Source organism: Salinimicrobium sp. WS361, assembly GCF_050750585.1.
Taxonomy (GTDB): domain Bacteria; phylum Bacteroidota; class Bacteroidia; order Flavobacteriales; family Flavobacteriaceae; genus Salinimicrobium.
Genome location: NZ_JBOJLM010000008.1, coordinates 71,375 through 89,398 on the forward strand (window position 1 = coordinate 71,375; position 18,024 = coordinate 89,398).

The 18,024-nt window shown below is 41.0% G+C and carries 12 protein-coding genes; 4 read left to right on the forward strand and 8 right to left on the reverse strand.

The genetic code is table 11. The features are described from left to right. Positions 1 to 16 precede the first annotated feature (16 nt). The 3 genes from ACQ93I_RS10035 to ACQ93I_RS10045 are packed head-to-tail and all read left to right on the forward strand — an operon-like array spanning position 17 to position 4,237. Complete coding sequence (locus ACQ93I_RS10035; protein ID WP_431698396.1) at positions 17 to 1,609, forward strand: RagB/SusD family nutrient uptake outer membrane protein; 1,593 nt, start codon at positions 17 to 19, stop codon at positions 1,607 to 1,609. A gap of 22 nt (positions 1,610 to 1,631) precedes the next feature. Further along, positions 1,632 to 2,750 carry a SusF/SusE family outer membrane protein gene (locus ACQ93I_RS10040; RefSeq protein ID WP_431698397.1) on the forward strand — a complete coding sequence of 373 codons (1,119 nt, stop codon included), beginning with the start codon at positions 1,632 to 1,634 and terminating at the stop codon, positions 2,748 to 2,750. A 59-nt stretch (positions 2,751 to 2,809) separates the two neighbouring features. Further along, positions 2,810 to 4,237, forward strand: coding sequence for an alpha-amylase (locus ACQ93I_RS10045; protein ID WP_431698398.1), 1,428 nt, complete (start codon positions 2,810 to 2,812; stop codon positions 4,235 to 4,237). Between the two features lie 1,566 nt (positions 4,238 to 5,803). On the opposite strand, the gene ACQ93I_RS10050 is transcribed toward ACQ93I_RS10045, so the two are convergent. The 8 genes from ACQ93I_RS10050 to ACQ93I_RS10085 all read right to left on the reverse strand — a co-directional run bounded on the left by ACQ93I_RS10050 (position 5,804) and on the right by ACQ93I_RS10085 (position 14,595). Next, the gene (locus tag ACQ93I_RS10050) at positions 5,804 to 8,392 is read right to left on the reverse strand and encodes a cellulase family glycosylhydrolase (RefSeq protein WP_431698399.1); all 2,589 of its coding nucleotides are present in this window, start codon (positions 8,390 to 8,392) and stop codon (positions 5,804 to 5,806) included. A gap of 347 nt (positions 8,393 to 8,739) precedes the next feature. Then, positions 8,740 to 9,501, reverse strand: coding sequence for a transcriptional repressor AgaR (agaR, locus tag ACQ93I_RS10055; protein ID WP_431698400.1), 762 nt, complete (start codon positions 9,499 to 9,501; stop codon positions 8,740 to 8,742). Between the two features lie 175 nt (positions 9,502 to 9,676). Then, positions 9,677 to 9,865, reverse strand: coding sequence for a hypothetical protein (locus ACQ93I_RS10060; RefSeq protein WP_431698401.1), 189 nt, complete (start codon positions 9,863 to 9,865; stop codon positions 9,677 to 9,679). Positions 9,866 to 9,875: 10 nt separating this feature from the next. Beyond that, complete coding sequence (locus ACQ93I_RS10065; RefSeq protein WP_431698402.1) at positions 9,876 to 10,670, reverse strand: amidohydrolase family protein; 795 nt, start codon at positions 10,668 to 10,670, stop codon at positions 9,876 to 9,878. 114 nt (positions 10,671 to 10,784) lie between these two features. Beyond that, the gene (locus ACQ93I_RS10070; protein WP_431698403.1) at positions 10,785 to 11,606 is read right to left on the reverse strand and encodes a class II fructose-bisphosphate aldolase; all 822 of its coding nucleotides are present in this window, start codon (positions 11,604 to 11,606) and stop codon (positions 10,785 to 10,787) included. Between the two features lies 1 nt (position 11,607). Next, positions 11,608 to 12,552 (reverse strand): carbohydrate kinase family protein, encoded by a 945-nt coding sequence (locus ACQ93I_RS10075; protein WP_431698404.1) that lies wholly within the window; start codon positions 12,550 to 12,552, stop codon positions 11,608 to 11,610. Then, complete coding sequence (locus tag ACQ93I_RS10080; RefSeq protein ID WP_431698405.1) at positions 12,542 to 13,468, reverse strand: 1-phosphofructokinase family hexose kinase; 927 nt, start codon at positions 13,466 to 13,468, stop codon at positions 12,542 to 12,544. Before ACQ93I_RS10080 ends, ACQ93I_RS10075 begins: the two co-directional genes overlap by 11 nt. Continuing rightward, positions 13,465 to 14,595: an SIS domain-containing protein gene (locus tag ACQ93I_RS10085; RefSeq protein ID WP_431698406.1), complete on the reverse strand. Its 1,131-nt coding sequence runs from the start codon at positions 14,593 to 14,595 to the stop codon at positions 13,465 to 13,467. The genes ACQ93I_RS10080 and ACQ93I_RS10085 overlap by 4 nt, the downstream gene beginning before the upstream one ends. Positions 14,596 to 15,014: 419 nt before the next feature. Here ACQ93I_RS10085 and ACQ93I_RS10090 point away from each other — a divergent pair, with 419 nt between their 5' ends. Further along, complete coding sequence (locus ACQ93I_RS10090) at positions 15,015 to 18,020, forward strand: SusC/RagA family TonB-linked outer membrane protein (protein ID WP_431698407.1); 3,006 nt, start codon at positions 15,015 to 15,017, stop codon at positions 18,018 to 18,020. Positions 18,021 to 18,024 lie beyond the last annotated feature (4 nt).

The following is an 18,024-nucleotide window of genomic DNA, read 5'->3' on the forward strand; positions in this document are numbered from 1 at the left end:
TTAAAAAACTATGAATATGAACAATAAAATAAAATCATTCTTTCTCATCTTCCTCAGCGTTACTATTCTGGGGTCTTGTGAGAGTGAATTAGATCTACAGCCCGAAGACAACAGGGAAGTACCGGGTCAACTGCTAAATGATTCGGCTGCTTATAAACAGTTCCTGGCTAAACTTTATGCCGGTCTTGCTGTGAGTGGGCAGGAAGGCCCTGCAGGGAATCCCGACCTTTTAGGGTTAGACGAAGGATTTTCACAGTACCTGCGTCTCTACTGGATGCTACAGGAATTACCTACAGATGAAGCCTTAATAGGCTGGAATGACGGTACTATTGCCGACTTACATGGACAAAACTGGACTTCAGGTAACGAATTTATTCGTACCATGTACTCCAGGATTATGTATCAAATTGCACAGGCTAACGAATACATACGCCAGTCAAGCGATGCGAATTTAAGCGCCAATGGAATTGATGAATCTCAAATGGCCGAAGTTCAGCAATTTAGAGCAGAGGCAAGATTCCTTAGAGCATTGAGTTACTATCATGCTATGGATCTTTATGGAAATCCTCCATTCATCAACGAAGACAGTCCCGTAGGGGCCTTTCTTCCGGAGCAAATCCAGAGAGCAGATCTATTCAACTACATTGAGAGTGAACTACTTGACATTGAAGGTAAAGTAGTAGCCGCAGGCCAGAATGAGTATGGCCGTGCAGACCAGGCTGCTGTTTGGACACTATTAGCCAAACTTTACCTGAATGCCGAAGTGTACACTGGTACCCCACGATATAGTGAGGTACTTACCTATACCCAAAAAGTTATAGATGCAGGATACACACTTGTAGACGATTATGAAAAGCTTTTCCTTGCCGACAATGATGTTAACGGTGCGCAAAACGAGATCATTTTCCCTATCAGGTTTGATGGTCTTAACACAAATTCGTATGGCGGACTTACCTTTATTATCCACGCATCTATTGGTGGTGATATGGATCCTGAAGAATTTGGAGTGAACTCCGGATGGGCAGGTCTAAGAACTACTCCCGAATTTGTGAGCCTATTTCCTGATGGAGCCAATTCTGCAGATGAAAGAGAAATGTTCTACACCGAAGGTCAAAATCTTGAAGTCAATACCATAAGCAACTTCGCAGATGGTTATGCCGTAGGTAAATTTAAGAACGTAGATGTTAATGGAAACCAGGGTAGCGATGCTACCGGAGAGCATGTAGATACAGATTTCCCTTTGTTTAGACTTGGAGACGTTTACCTCATGTATGCCGAAGCTGCTTTTAGAAGCAACACAAACATGGCACAGGCGGTAGATTACATCAATGAATTAAGAGAAAGAGCTTATGGAGAAGGTAACGGTCTTATTACGGCAAGTGCAATCAACAACAACTTCCTTATCAACGAACGTGGAAGGGAATTATATTGGGAAGCTCACAGAAGAACCGACTTAATACGTTTCAACCGTTTTACCGAGAATGCAGTTTGGGCATGGAAAGGCGATGTTCCGCAGGGAACAACAACTGCCGCCTACAGGAACTTATTCCCTATTCCGGCTTCAGATCTAGGAGTAAACACAAACTTAACACAAAACCCAGGATATTAACCTTATTTATAAAATGAGAACAATGAAAAAATTATCAATAGTACTATTAGCTTTTGTCGCTCTTGTAGGTTTCAACGCCTGTTCGAGTGATGATGATGTGGTATTCATCGCAAATCCCGATGCAGAGGGAATCCACTTTACAAATACTTTTGCATCCACTTACGATCTTACAGAAATGGAACCTGGAGATGTTGTAGATAGGTTTGTGTGGAATGAAGTAGATTTAGAAGTTTCTACCAATATTAACTATGAGGTACAGGGAGCACTTACCGAAGGTTTTGAAAAACCTGAAACCTTAGGTAGTACTTCAATTAATAATCTGGACATCACAGCACAGCAACTTATTAAACTTATTGCAGAAACTGAACTGGATGAAAATGATATGACCACAGTCTACGTAAGAGTAGTTGCTTCTCCTGGAACTGCAGGTGAAATGGCCCACATTTCTGAAGTTGAGTCTTTCACTATTGTTGTACCTACAGAACCTGAGTATATTAACCTATATATGGTTGGTGACGCTACTGCTGCAGGATGGAACCCGGACAATAACAATACTCCTCTATTCCGTGATGCAGAGAATGCTAATATTTACTACTACACTGGTAAATTGAATGCCGGAGCACTAAAATTTGTAGAAACAACCGGGTGGGCACCACAGTATGGCTCATCTGAAGAAGGAGTTTTAACATATCGCGAAACAGAAGCTGATCCAGATCCTGCCGGAATTACAATTCCTGCAGAAGGATATTACACAGTTGTGGTTAATACAAAAGATCTTACTTACACTTTAGAGCCAGCTCCAGATGCTGCCGATAAAAAGACTTATGAAATGATAGGTTTGGTAGGAGCAGGAACTACAGTTGGATGGCCTGGTGATGACAACCCAACTCCAGACATTCTGCTTACCAAGTCAGCCTTTAATCCTCACATTTGGTTCACAGAAGATGTGGTCCTTTCTGAAGCTGGAATAAAATTCAGAGCTAACCAGGATTGGAGTGTTAGCTGGGGTGGCGGAGTAAACTTCCCAAGTGGTTTGGCTACAGGTGATGACATCATTGTCTCTAAAGCCGGAACCTACAATGTGTGGTTTAACGATGTTACCGGACGCTACCTGTTTATTGAGCAGGAAGCAGCCGAATAGGAAATAGAAACCCAAAAAAAGGCTGCCTGGCGCAGCCTTTTTTATTTAATTCCAGAAATATGAAAAACAAATTTTTGTATCCTTTTCTCTTTTCACTCCTCATTTTGGGCGCATGTTCCTCAGATGATGATTCGGGAGAGCCAGATCCGGGAAGCGAACCGGTAACCCCGCCTCCTGTTGAGGCGCAGCCAATAAACCTGGCAGATTATGACAACGGCACCGGAGTTATGATGCAGGCCTTTTATTGGGATGTAGAGCCAAGACATGAATGGTGGGATCTTTTAACTGAAAAAGTTGACGATTGGGCGAATGCAGGGATAGACCGTATTTGGCTTCCGCCTGCTTCAAAAGGGCAGTCTGGTGGCTATTCTATGGGTTATGACCCTTCAGATTATTATGATCTGGGAGAATACTTTCAGCATGAAACAACCGAAACCCGTTTTGGTTCCAGAGAAGAACTCGACAATCTAATTGCCGCGGCTCACAGCAACGGAATTGAAGTAATTGCCGATATCGTTCTTAACCATAACTCGGGAGGAGGTAAAGAATGGAACCCTTACGTTCAGGATTCTACTTACACGCTTTTTGATGAAGCTCACGGCAATGCCTCAGGAATGTTTAACCGCACCTGGGAAGATTTTCATCCAAACAACACCAGCGAATATGACAGCGGGTATTTCCTTGGTCAGGATCTTGATCACGATGTACAACATGTACAGGACTGGCTGTGGCTGAATGACAATTCGGTAGCCAAATACTATAAGAACACCGTAGGTTTTGACGGTTGGCGCTTTGATTTTGTCAAAGGCTTTTCCCCATGGGTGGTGAAAGACTGGATGGAATCTGTAGGCGGATTTGGAGTTGCCGAACTGTGGGATGGAAATCCTGCTGTACTTGAGAAATATATTGAAGAAACAGGCATCTCGGTCTTCGATTTTTCCACCTTTTACAAACTCGAAGAAGCTCTTGATCGTTATGACGATCTCACCTACCTGACGCGCGATATGGTGTGGCAAAATTATCCCGATAAAGCGGTCACATTTACTGCGAATCACGATACCGAAAAAGATACTCATGAAGATAACAGGATTGCGGCTGAAAATAAGATGATGGCCTATGCTTTTATACTTACGCACCCCGGTTACCCTACCATTTTCTACTCAGATTATGAGAATGAACAATTTCAGGAAAAGCTGAACCAGTTGATCCTTATCAACAATACTATTGCAACTGGAGAAGTAGAAGTGCTTTTTGCCGATAACGATGAATACATCATGCATCGTAAAGGAACCGATGGCAATCCAGGGCTTCTTCTTTATCTCTCTACTAATGGTCGGAAATCTCACACGGTGGAGACTACCTGGAGTTCTAAAAGAGTAATGGATTATACGGGCAATACCGAATATACCGCACTAACCACCGAAAGTGGCGTTGTAACAATACAAGCGCCCGAAGAAGGTTACGCAGTTTATTCGATCATGAAATAATTTCTTCGGAAATAAATTAGAAAGGCCGATCAAATTTTGACCGGCCTTTTTTATTGGGTAAAGCAGCTCCTCCCGACTGCAAACTTTAGCCCCGACTCTCCTCTTTCCACTCTCCACTCTCTACTCAAAAATTGGAATTTGGTTCTTGTTTATTGGTGTTTTATTTATTTTGCTGCAACTAGTTCAACTCCGGAGGAGCGATATATCTTTCCCTTCCCACCCCGACCTGCGGCCACCCCTCCGAGGGAGAGGACTTAAAAATTGAAATTTTGTGCTAAGAATCTTTTGAGCTCCGAAGGAGCGATATATGATCACTCACCCCGCCCCAAGCCTCCCAAAGGGAGGGAGATATTAAATTTATTGAAACTTGGTGTGCGCTTATGTGTTTGAATTACTGGATTAAAACCCAGTTTAGCTCCAGAGGAGCGATATATTTATAGTACAAATAACAAAGAAAAAATAGAGCTCCAGAGGAGCGACATGTTCTTCCCAGCCCACCCCGACCTGCAGGAACTCTAATCCCATCCCAGCCCTTCCAAAGGGAGGGAGATATTATATCTATTAGAATTTGGTGTGCGCTTATGTGCTTGAATTACTGTATTAAAACCCAGTTTAGCTCCAGAGGAGCGAAATATTTATAGTACAAAACAACAAAGAAAAAATAGAGCTCCAGAGGAGCGACATGTCCTTCGCAACCCATCCCCGGCCTGCAGGAACTCTAATCCCACCCCAACCCTCCCAAAGGGAGGGGAGATATTAAATCTATTAGAATTTGGTGTGCGCTTATGTTCTTGAATTACTGTATTAAAACCCAGTTTAGCTCCAGAGGAGCGATATATTTATAGCACTAACCACAAGAAAAGAGTGAGATCCAGAGGAGCGGCATATCCTTAACCCCACCCCGGCCTGCGGCCACCCCTCCGGAGGAGCGATATATGATCACTCACCCCACCCCAAGCCTCTCAAAGGGAGGGAGATATTAAATTTATTGGAACTTGGTGTGCGCTTATGTGTTTGAATTACTGGATTAAAACCCAGTTTAGCTCCAGAGGAGCGAATATTTATAGTACAAATAACAAAGAAAAAATAGAGCTCCAGAGGAGCAACATGTTCTTCCCAGCCCACCCCGACCTGCGGCCACCCCTCCGAAGGAGGGGACTTAAAAATGGTATTTTGTGCTTGTAATTTTGGATCTTCCTAAGCTCCAGAGGAGCGATATATTTATAGCACAAAACAACAAAGAAAAAATAGAGCTCCAGAGGAGTGACATGTCCTTCGCAACCCACCCCGACCTGCAGCCACCCCTCCGAAGGAGGGGACTTAAAAATGGTATTTTGTGCTTGTAATTTGGATCTACCTAAGCTCCAGAGAAGCGATATATTTATAGCACTAACGACAAGAAAAGAGTGAGCTCCAGAGGAGCGGCATATCCTTAACCCCACCCCGGCCTGCAGCCACCCCTCCGAAGGAGGGGACATCTTCGAGTGAAACCTGAAAATCATTCGTGAATTCGTGGCGCAATTTTCTGAACACTGATCACTGATCACTGATCACTGAACACTAAAATTACTCCAGTCGAACAGAAATAATCCCCACCCCATGCTGTTCCTGCTGTTCAGATTCAGAAAGATCAGGTCCTATGGAGAACTGCAGACTTTCAGCATCTTCGAGGTCAAATTCTTCCTGAATATCATGTTCCAGGTAAAGCGGTAAAAAAGAAGGATAAGGCCTGGGCAGGGTAACCGTTTTCACCGGCTGAAGTTCAGAAAGATCTATTTCATATTCCTGCATTTGAGGTTGAAGATCAATAACTTTCCCAAAAGACCTGCCGTTATCCATGACCAGGGCTACCTGCAGTTTCACCGGTTTATCATTCAGAGACTTCCCTTTAAAGATCAGGTGCTTTTTATCCTCCAAAGCCTCTTCCCTACCCTGTACCTTCCGGTTAAAATTATACCTGAAAGAATAATCATAGACGGCATCAGCTTCAGTGTTTTCAGGGTCTACTTCAAACAGGTTTTCTACATTCACCCTGAATTCAGCCTCTCCGGGATGAGCAGCAGGCACTGTATTAATAGTTGGCAGCCATCGGGCCACGATATTCTCGCTGTCTTCCGAAGCATTGAAAAGGTAAACCGGTGATTCAGTTTCTACCACACGAATTTTGTAAGGCTCATCAGGGTCAAAATCCCATTCGCCCGGATTCCCTTTTTGCCCTCCCGGATAAGTATTGGTGCCTTCAGGAGTTGTAACGATGATACGGTACTCTAAAATGCCATTTTTGAGCAACTTTTCTGGAACTGTCGCACCATAACCATATGGCTCTTTATGCTGAAGTTGCACACTTTCATAAGTATTTCCGTTCCTAAACCACGCCTCCACCTTCTCAACAGGGGAATTTGACACCACAGTAGCCGAAATTTGATGCGGTAGGCCTTCAGTAAGCGTAGGAACAGCCTCGTGGACCAAATAGGTCTTGTCTACCGTAGTTTTAGGTGCTACAAAAGCAGTCAGATCACCTTCGCTCCAGCCTTTGTAGGAAGACCTGCTTTTTTTGCCATTTTTGACAAGTATGTAAGTACCCGGTTTTACAGAAAATCCGTTTTCAGTAGCATTTTTGGAAACTTCATTTCCGGAATTAAGACCATTAATGGAAAAATCAGCCCCAAGTTCGGGAAGTGTGACCTTCATCTCCCATTCCGCATGATTTATCACTGCCAGGGTTTTGTCAAGGCTGTTATTTCCGAAGGGATTTTCAACCAAAATAGCATCGGGCATTACTTCAAGCCTCCAGACACCTTTTTCGAGCTTATCAAGAAAGTAAGCTCCTTTCCCCTCATATTTTACGACAGGAGAACTTCCAACTCCTGCTATTTGCTTCAGTTTTTTAAAATTTTTCGGCTGACTTCCGGTGGTATTGGTGTAAATAAATTTTTCTTCGGAATTCATTTCAGCAAGATCTTTCTCATAGTTTATGCTGAAACTTCCGATAAGATTAGCAGGATATGTTCCTAACCTGGCATTTACAGGCAACTCACGAAAAATCTCACCGCTAATCATCAACGCCAGGGCTTTTGATGGCGTGTAAGCGAGGTTCATGTAGTGAGTGTCATATTCGGTGTTATAGGGTGCCATGAAGGTGGGATCGTAGGCGAAATGGGTGCCTATCTGGATGCCGGCCTGCCTGAAACTTCTTGCCATGGCAGGATACATATAGCTTTTCATAACATCGGCCGCATCAAATTCGTACACCAGTTTTGCCAGCCCATATTCCTCCCATACATCCTCAAAAGGGATTTCGTAATTGTTCACGTTTGGCAGCAAATTCCCCTCCAGTTCCTTCCCAAAGCCAAGTCCGGTGGGATACCATTGGAAAGTCCCACCGTCAATGCCCGCTTTGGCGTAGGTCTCTGCCAACTGAATGCTGTGAGTAACGTTATAAAAAATGGGCTTTTTAGTTCCCGTTGATCTCATTGAAGCGATCATTTTCTCAATGAACTCCTGCACTTTCTCCGGACTCTCCCTGTGGTGCGGTTCATTGCTGACTTCAAAAGCAATTACATTGGGCTCGTCTTTATAAGCAATGCCGGTGTAAGGATTTACGTGTTCCAGGAACTGGGCAAGGTAATTTTCCTGGGCTTTAATGGCTTCAGGATGGATGAGGCTGCCCTCTTTTCCGTATTTATGAGAAAATCCGGGAGTTTTGGTATCGGGTTCCGGCCAGCCACCGCCCCAGTAGGCAATGGGCGTGAGTACGAAATTGATTCCGCGTTGCTTAAGTTCGTTGATAAGGAAATCAAAATGATCAAGATGCTCATTTTGTAAGAGATTCCCCTCTGCATCACTTATTTCGGTATCCCAGATGTGAATGCGGTACAGGTCAAAACCTAAACGTGAAAAATGATAAACATCCTCCTGCATAGCCTTTTTTAAGTCTACATCCATTTTTTTCCCGGAGCGAAAAGCATGGGCAAAAGGCACAGAATAATTCACTCCAAATCCCTTCACCTCTTCTTTATTATGCTCCCAGCGCATCACTCCGCTATCATCTACAAAAACATCTCCTTTTTTGCCATTTTTGACACCCTGCGCCACGACCGGATTCGCCACTGCGATACTCAGGGCCAGGAAGAATATAAATCTTAAGTTATTCATGATTGTTTATTTCAAAGTAATAGTCATAGGCTCCACACCTTCTGCTGTAGCTTCAATACTATGGTAGTTTTGAGAATATACCCAACACCTTTAATTCTCCCGGAACAATTTCAGGAATTAAAAAAGGGTACGGGAGATACCACAACACATCTAACAATGCAGATGGCTCTGGTTTCTTTTTTTCAACAAGGTTTCCATTTAGGTATAGCGCCACTTCTTAGGTATTGCTGAAGACGGTAATATATGTGGTGGAACCGGGTTGCCAGTATTGGCGAAGCCCTTATTCTGCAACTATATTACAATTTTTCATACTCCTGTAAAAGTAGAAAAAATTAAAGGGAGAGGCTTTATTGGGCTATAATTACTTCGATATTTTTCTTTTTCAAAATTTCTTCCATCTCTGGCTCGATACCTGCATCGGTCACTATTTTATCAATTTTATCAAAGCCACAAATAAATGCAAGTCCAGATTTTTTAAATTTGGAAGAATCGGCCACTACAATCACTTCTTCGGCTACCTCAATCATGATTTGGTTGAGATAGGCTTCCTCCATATAATGTGTGTAGATTCCTGAATTTTCCTTTATACCGTCTACCCCAAGAAAGAGTTTATTACAATATAACTGCCTGAAGTTTCGCTCGGCCATGGGCCCCACCAAAGACATGCTGAATTCTTTTAAATAGCCGCCAGGCATAAAGACCTCCAGATTTTTGTATTGGGATAAATTATTTACAATGTCAAGAGCATTACTTATTACAGTGAGGTTCTCAAAATCTTTCAGATTAGTTGACAATTCGAAAGTCGTAGTTCCCGAATCCAAAATTATACTCTCATCTTCATTGATGAGACTCACCGCTTTTTTCCCTATAAGTCTTTTATAATCGAGGTTTATTTTTTTCTTTTCCGAAACATTTAAAGCAATATTATTTGCTTTAAATGCACCACCATGAGCTCTTATTAAGAGTTTATTCTTCTCTAGCTTATCCAGATCATTGCGAATAGTTACTTCACTCACGTTGAGCAACTGACTTAATTCGGTGACATTCACCTGACCTGCATCATCAAGTTTTTCTAATATAAGAGATCTGCGATACGCTGTTTTATTCATAATTTCTACGATTAATTCTTTTAGAGCAAAAGGATTTTGCGAAAATAATAAAATCTTACACTTTTTTTAGTTTCGGTAATTTACTGTCAATCTAGGAAATAAAGTTCTTCTTTAGAACACCTTATTCTAAATTTTACAGAAAACTTTTAAAAAGGTATAATTAATCCTTTCTTTCTTATGTAGGAAAACCGTAAGTTTTGATGGCATTATCACGGAAAATCTTTTCCAGAACTTCAGGTGGCAACGCAAGACCTTTAAAACTTCCGTCGAATTCTGGCGCAGTAAGCTCTTTAGAAGTGGCAAAAAAGTCCCAGTGGGCTTGCCACAATCCTTCAAACCGGGCACTAATTTCCTCATCGTTCATGGAACCGTCATCAATAACATCGGTTCCGTATATAATCCTGTCCTGGTATTTGATGAAAAAATCTTTTTACTTTTTCAGGATCTTCCATTGCCTGTAGCTGTACATGACAAATACGTTCGGCTAAATCGGTTTTAGAGTTGGGAAATCTTTCCAGGCGTTTAGCAACTTCGTCCAGGCTGTATTCCATGCTAAAAAGATGCAGCCCCACATATTTCAATTTGGGGTGCTTGATCAACACATTATCCCTGGCTTCCATTTGTGCTTCATAAGAGGGATAGTCGGGGTTTTTGAACATGTGATATTCAGGGTGATCAGCAAAATAATTTCGGTCACTGTCAACCGTCATTTCTTCTAATGGCAACCAGCAGTTACGGGGTTCTCCCTGATGCCCAATAAGCAAAATGTCATTTTTAGCAAGATATTCGTAAATGGGATCAAATCTTTTATCATCAACCATAACAAATTTCCCATCCTTATCTTTCACCGACTTATCCATCCCGATGTTCTTCCAGATTTTTACACCCGCTGCTCCATTAGCCAAACCATTTTTTATCTGCTGCATGGCATGAGGCAACCAGTCTTCAGTATTCCAAAACTGCGTATCAAAGCTAGTGATGAATTTAATTCCCTGAGGATACTCTTTTTGAAGATCATGAATCACTGCTTCCTGCTCCTCTATGCTATCAAAAAACGGAATATCAGTATTAATGGATAATAACCTGGCATTCCATCTTTTTGCTAATTCAATCTTAGCAGTTGAACGTGTGTTTAAATGAACATGTGCATCTATAAAATTCTCTAGCATACTTGTATTTTTTATGGTAAACCTGTGGGATTAAAACACCTTCAGATTCCCCATTGATTTTGGAATTTATTTTTTTTTATCCTCCCTTCCTCCTCCTTTATTGCTTAAAATGATTTAAGCGTTTTTGACCATTTCTAATTTTTCAGAAACTAATTGAGTGATAGCGTGTGTAGCTACAGGAAAAACTTTTCTAAGATCGATTTCTTCATTAGTTGCCAACCTTTGTTTTAAGGTGTTCATAAAAATATTTTTGATCTCGGTGGCAAGATTAATTTTACAAATACCGTTAGAAATAGCTCTTTGAACCTGTTCATGAGGTACTCCCGAGCTTCCGTGCAAAACTAAAGTTGCTGCCGTATTTTCTGCAATTCTTGATAGCAGTTCTATATCTAAATTAGGTTCTTCCTTGTAAAACCCGTGGGCCGTACCAATAGCAATAGCAAGGGCATCTACTCCGGTAGCATCTACAAAATCTTTCGCTTCTGCCGGTTGAGTGAAACCCTGCTGCCCTCGTTCCTGGCCCAACTTGGCAACAAAGCCGAGCTCTGCCTCTACATGCGCCCCGTAACTTTTGGCCTTTTCGACAACTTCACGAGTAATTTTTATATTTTCTTCAAATGGAAGTTCGCTACCGTCTATCATCACAGAATCAAAACCTGCATCAAGGCAACTTTGCACCAGCGCTACAGAACCACCATGGTCAAGGTGAATCCAACCTTCAACTCCAAATTGCTTCAAGCCCGCTCTACCAAGTTTCACGGCAGTATCTAAACCCATATAATCTATAGAGCTTTGGGTAAGCTGAAGTATTATTGGCTCCCCAACATTTGCAGCGGCCTGCAGCACCCCGTGCAGCGTTTCAAGATTGTAAAAATTGGTAGCCAGTAAACCTCTTTTTTGAGTGGTAAATTCCTGTAATTTCTCTTTTAGATACATACTAAAGTTCTTTATTCTCGATTTGTTGTTTTTTTAATGCTATTTCTGAAGCTGTAGTAAATGCCGTGGTACCTCCTGCACAGGTTGTATTTAATGAACCCATAAGATTTCCATTTTTTAAACACGTTTTCCAGGAAGAGCCCTTGAGATATTCATGAATGAATCCGGCATTGAAGGAATCACCTGCACCTATGGCGACTTTAAAATTCCGATTGATAAAAGGATCTTCAATTATTCGCTCGTCTCCCGAGATCAGTAAGGATCCTTGAGTCCCCATTTTAATAGCTACAGTATTTACTTCAGGTTTTAAGGCTGAAATTGCCGCCTCCAGGTCGTCTTTTTTGGTAAGATTCAGCAATTCAGACAGGTTTGGAAAAAAAATATCAACATAGGGCAAGACTTCTTTGTAATCAAATTCCCATTTATCCTCTGGATCTACCTGTAAATCAAGAGAAGTCGTAAGTCCTGCGGCTTTAGCTTTTTTGAAAATTTCTAAAATGTCTGGTTTAATACCTCTCTGAAGAAAATAATTTGAAAAGTGAAAGTGATCGAATTCATCTAATGACTTCCATGGAATGTCATGAATTGTAAAGTCTTCCATCGCCCCACAATAGGTCACGTTAGCCCTATCCTGATCATAGTTCATGACAATGGTAATTCCGGTTTTATGAGTGACAGACTTACTGATAAAATTGGTATCGACATTTTTTTTCTGAAGTTCACTGAGTACGAACTCTCCAAAACTATCAGCACCAATTTTTCCGCAAAAGGAAGTGAGGGTGCCCATAGTAGCAATATTGGAAGCCATAATGGCTGATGAGCTACCAAGGGTGAAATCCATTTCTTCAGCGATAATTTCATGGCCTATTCTGGGAAACCCCTCGATCTTGTTTAAGATTAAATCGATATTTAATTCGCCTACGACCAGTAATTTTTTATGCTTCATGTGTCAACTCTGTTATTTCTACTCTTTGTAAAAGACTTTTTACATCTTTAATTTTTAATTGGCCAAGATCTTCAAAAAGGCAATTCGCCGCTCCACATGCTACGCCATAAGCCGCTATTTCTTCCAGACTAAGATTCCTGGAAATGGCATGTGCCAGTCCTGCTGTGAGACAATCCCCACTACCTACTGTACTTACAACTTTGTCAATTTTTACATTGGCAGCTAAAATTCGATTTTTATAAGCGAACACCAGTCCTTCTTTCCCTTTGGTCAAGGCAACCAGCTCCACTTTACCCTTCAGAACTTTGAGCACATCCTGAATGTTTTGACTTCCGCATAAATTAAATGCTTCATCCTGATTTAAATGGAGTCCAAAAAAGCCTTTTTTGAGGGCCTGCTCCAACTGGATTCCAGTACAATCCAATATTGCAGGTATATTTTTACTTTTTCCTGCTTCAATAAGCTGCGAATAAGCATCTACCGGCGCATTTACCGGCCAGGAACCAGCCATACATAAAATTCCGGCATCGACTATACTCTCCTGAAAAATTCCCATAAAAGAATGCCATTTTTGAGAGGTAAGCACAGGGCCCGGTTCTAACAATTCAGAATTATTAAAATGAGGTATATGGGATCGAAATGTATAGCATTTCCTGTTGTTTCCTTCAAGCTCAAGACCTACTGCAAAAACCTTTTTCTGCAAACACTCCTTTCTAATCCAATCTCCTGCACCTCCTGCCCATACTCCCATCAATTTTGATGAGTTTCCCAGTTCAGCAAGAGCCAACGCCACATGCACTCCTTTGCCTCCCGGATATTCCTCTATTTTTTCTATACGGTTTACCCCACCTACCTCAAAGACATTTAGCCAGGCATAGGTATCAATAGAAGGGTTAGGACAAATACTTAGTATCATGCCTTTAAGCTGTTTGGTTGGTCATAGATCACCACACCCTCCACAACCCGGCTTATAGCACCAGATTTCGAAGGATTATCTGGGTCCAGGCCAAGATCCAGGGATTTGTATAAGCCTAATAATTGCCCCACCAGGGCTGCTGTCACTACATGGAAATCTTCTTCTCCTTTAAACTCGAGGTCAATGTTCAATAGTGGATTTAGTACAGGTTCACGCTGTCTTCCCAGCGTAACGCAAGCTATATTTCTCTCATCCCCCGCTATAGATTTGGCCAAATCAAGTTCATACTTATAAACGTGATCCTTTGCGGAGAATAAATATACCATTAGAGTCTTTTCATTGGTGACAGCCCGTGGGCCATGCCTAAATCCAAGGAAAGAATCGTGCTTACAAATAAAAATTCCGTCAGAAAGCTCCTGAAGTTTTAGTCCACATTCCCGTGCAATTCCTAAGAGGGGGCCGGAACCTAAAAATACAACACGCTCATAATTCCCTGCAGCCAGTTCATGAAAATCTTTCTTTTTCTCCAGAATTCTCTTCGCCTGTCTTACCAGAGATTCTATCACCTCTTTCTTTTTCTCTATATTTTCTTCACTAAAGATCAATAAGACACTAAGCAACATGGAAGAAAAACTTCCTGTCATAGCCAAACTTTTATCATTGGCACCTTCAGGCAATAAAAAAGCAAAGGCTTTTTTTGGATGGGCCAATGCATATTGGGCCAGTTCGCCTTCTTCATTACAGGTAATCACCAGATGATAAGCCTCTTCGCAAAAATGATTTACTAATTTTAGTGTCTCTAAACTTTCAGGACTATTCCCTGAACGAGCGAAAGAAATAAGTAAAGTTGGTTTTTCCGCGCATAAGAAGGATTCGGGATGAGTTACGATATCGGTAGTAGCAACAGCTCTTGTCGTACGACCGGTTTGTCGTTGAACAATTCCCTGAGCTGCCTCCCCTATAAAAGCTGAAGACCCGGCACCAGATAAGATAATCTGCAACTCCTTTTTTTCTATAACAGGCTGTAAAAAATCTTTTATTTCTTTCGATCTCTGCTGAATCAAATTTAGAACTGAATGCCACAATTCTGGTTGGCCTTCGATTTCCTGTTGGGTATATATATTCACAAATTCTATTTTAAGATGGGTGATAAAGTAAACTACTTAACTATTCAAGTAAAACTACGAAAAAATTTGTCTTTACAAAAGAAATGAAATATTTCGGAAACTAAAAATATTCGTTTACCTATTATTGTGAAATTATTGAACCATAGCACAAGACTTTACTATTCACAATTGCATAATCCTTAATGCTCTATTTCCTGCTATAAATGAGATAAAAGCATCAATAGTGCGGGATGGCTTTGATAAAAAGCATCTAAACCCCCAAAGCATTCAGAAATTATTAAATAAATATTAATAATTATTTTGGTAATAAAAATTAAAAAAATAACTTAGCAGAAGTTAACGAAGAATATTTTCTTTCATTTACTATCTAATTTATATTTAACTTCTTAAAATAATCAAAAAACAACCCACCCAGAATTATGAAAAAAATAGTAATAACCACTTATTTTCTGCTCTTCTCCATCATTATGCTGGGACAAAATATCGTAGAGGTAAGCGGAAAAATCGTAGACAATGACACCGGAATCCCTATTCCTGGTGTCAACATCATTGAAAAAGGCACTACTAATGGTACCATGACCGATTTTGACGGGAATTATTTGCTTGAGACTTCCGCCAACGCAACTTTAGTTATTTCATACTTAGGCTACACCACTCAGGAAATTAATATTAACAACAGAAACGAAATCGATATCGCGCTTCAGCAAGGTGCTGCTGCTTTAGACGAAGTAGTGGTAGTGGGATATGGCACACAGAAAAGAGAAAGTCTTACTGGGGCTTTAGAAACTGTTGGAGGTGCAGAATTAAGAGATATCACATCCCCTTCTGTGGAAAATATGCTTAATGGAAAAGCTCCAGGAGTCTATGTGGCTCCAGGGTCCGGGCAGCCAGGTTCAAGAGGAGGTGTGGTAATTCGTGGGCAGGCAACTTTAAGCGGAACGACCAGCCCTCTTTGGGTAGTAGATGGAGTTATAATAGGATCTGATGCAGGAGAAATGGATCCAGACGATATTGAATCTATAACAATTCTAAAGGATGCAGCCTCTACCGCCATATATGGTTCACAGGGAGCCAATGGTGTGATTGTAGTAACAACTAAAAGGGCTAAAATGGGAGAAACAACAGTAAGTCTGTCCTCCAACATTGGCTTTAATGAGTTAACTAACGGAAATCTGGAAATGATGAATGGGACAGAGCTCTATGACTATTATGCCTCATTTTCTAATTCTGACCAAATTTCGTTTCCCCGTTGGAATGCTGATTTGCGGAATAGTAACTTTGATTGGTGGAATTTGGCAACAAGAAATGGTTTTACGAAGGATATTAATGTCTCTGTTCAAGGAGGTAGTGAGACTCTTCGTTCTTATTTGTCCCTGGGTTTATATGATGAACAAGGAGCAGTAAAAGGCTACGATTACACACGTTACAACTTCAGATTAAATACTGAGTACAGACCAACTGAATGGCTAACAATTAAACCATCTTTGACGGGTTCCCTGCGAGATGTCGAGGACCGTCAATATTCTACAACAGCTATGTACTCCAACCTGCCATGGGATAGTCCTTATGATGATGAGGGAAACCTTGTATCTCACCGTTCCAGCAGTTGGGTGAATAGTGCGAGTACAAATTATTTATATGATCTCCAATGGAATCACTCGTCAAATAAAAACTACCAGTTCATGGGTAATATGGATTTTGACATCAAACTGACCAATTGGTTAACTTTCTCTTCTGTCAACAGCTATCGCTACACTCATTATAAAGCTAATGGCTATACCGATCCGCGTTCAAATGGTGGTGAAAGTGTAGGTGGAAGAATAACAGATTACCGATCGGAAAGTACCCGCCGATATACTAATCAAATTTTAAGGTTCGATCAAACATGGAGTAAGCACGATCTACAAGGCTTAATAGCTTATGAGTTTAATGATTATCTAGGTGCATCTCTCGACGCTTACGGTACAGGTTTTATTCCAGGATTTGAGGTTTTGGATGTGGTGGCCAAACCTGAACGTACTAAAGGAGGTATTAGTGAATGGGCCGTTCAATCAGTTCTTTTTAATACTAATTATGCTTATGACCGTAAATATTTAGCTCAGATCTCTTTTCGAAGAGATGGGGCTTCTAATTTTGGGGAGAATGCCAAATATGGCAATTTCTTTTCCGTCAGTGGAGGATGGAATATTCATACAGAAAAATGGTTCCGGGCAAAGCAAATAGATGCCTTAAAATTGCGCGCAGCATATGGCTCAGTAGGAAATAGACCAACATCTCTTTATCCCCAGTACGATTTATACTCTGTTTCTAGTGGTGCTAGTTATAATGAACAGCCAGGAGCTCTTATTAGCCAAATAGGAAATAATGACCTCACCTGGGAAAAAACTTATACAAGCGGAATTGGAGTAGACGCAACTGCCTTTAAGAATCGTTTGAGATTTACTTTTGATTATTACATTAAAAACACAGAAAATATTCTCTATCGGGTTCCCATTACTGGATTGACGGGTGTAACCAGTATATGGCAAAATATTGGTGAAATGCAAAACAAAGGATTTGAGTTTGGTCTTGGAGGAGATGTCATCCAAAATGAAAATTTAATCTGGAGCTTAGATCTCAACTTGGGTCATAATACCAATGAATTAACTCAACTGTACAAAACAAAAGATGCTAATGGAAATTACATAGTCAGACCTATAATTATAAGTGATGGACTCGGCATTGCAGGTTCTGCACAACGCATGTTAGAACCAGGTCGCCCTGTTGACACTTATTACCTCAAGGAATGGGCCGGTGTAAATTCGGAAAATGGATTACCCTTGTGGTATCAGGTGGAGAGAGATGATGAAGGAAACGAACTATCCAGAACTACTACCAGCAATTACTCAGAAGCTACCTATGAAAAAACAGGAAAGGTGTCTCCTGATCTTTTTGGTGGTTTTTCAACTGCTATAAATTACAAACAATTTGACCTTAGCGCCATGTTCGGGTTTGCCATAGGAGGTAAAATCTATAACTACTCCCGACAAGAATATGATTCCGACGGAACATACACAGACAGAAATCAAATGAAATTGAGACCAGGTTGGAGTCGTTGGGAAAAACCAGGCGACATAGCCACACATCCCATTGCTAGATATAATAATCAAGACAAAGCAAATGCACCTTCTACACGTTTTTTAGAAGATGGTGATTTTTTGAAGCTACGATCTCTAACGCTAGGATATAATGTTCCTACCAGCATATTATCAATAGACAATTTGCGTGTTTCTTTATCTGGAGAAAATCTTTTTGTAATTACAGATTACTCCGGAGTAGATCCTGAAATCCCAGCAGGTAGCGGGGGAGCTATTATGGGATCAACCGGACCGGGTGTATATCCCTCCACTCGTAAATATATGTTTGGACTCAACGTAACATTTTAAATAG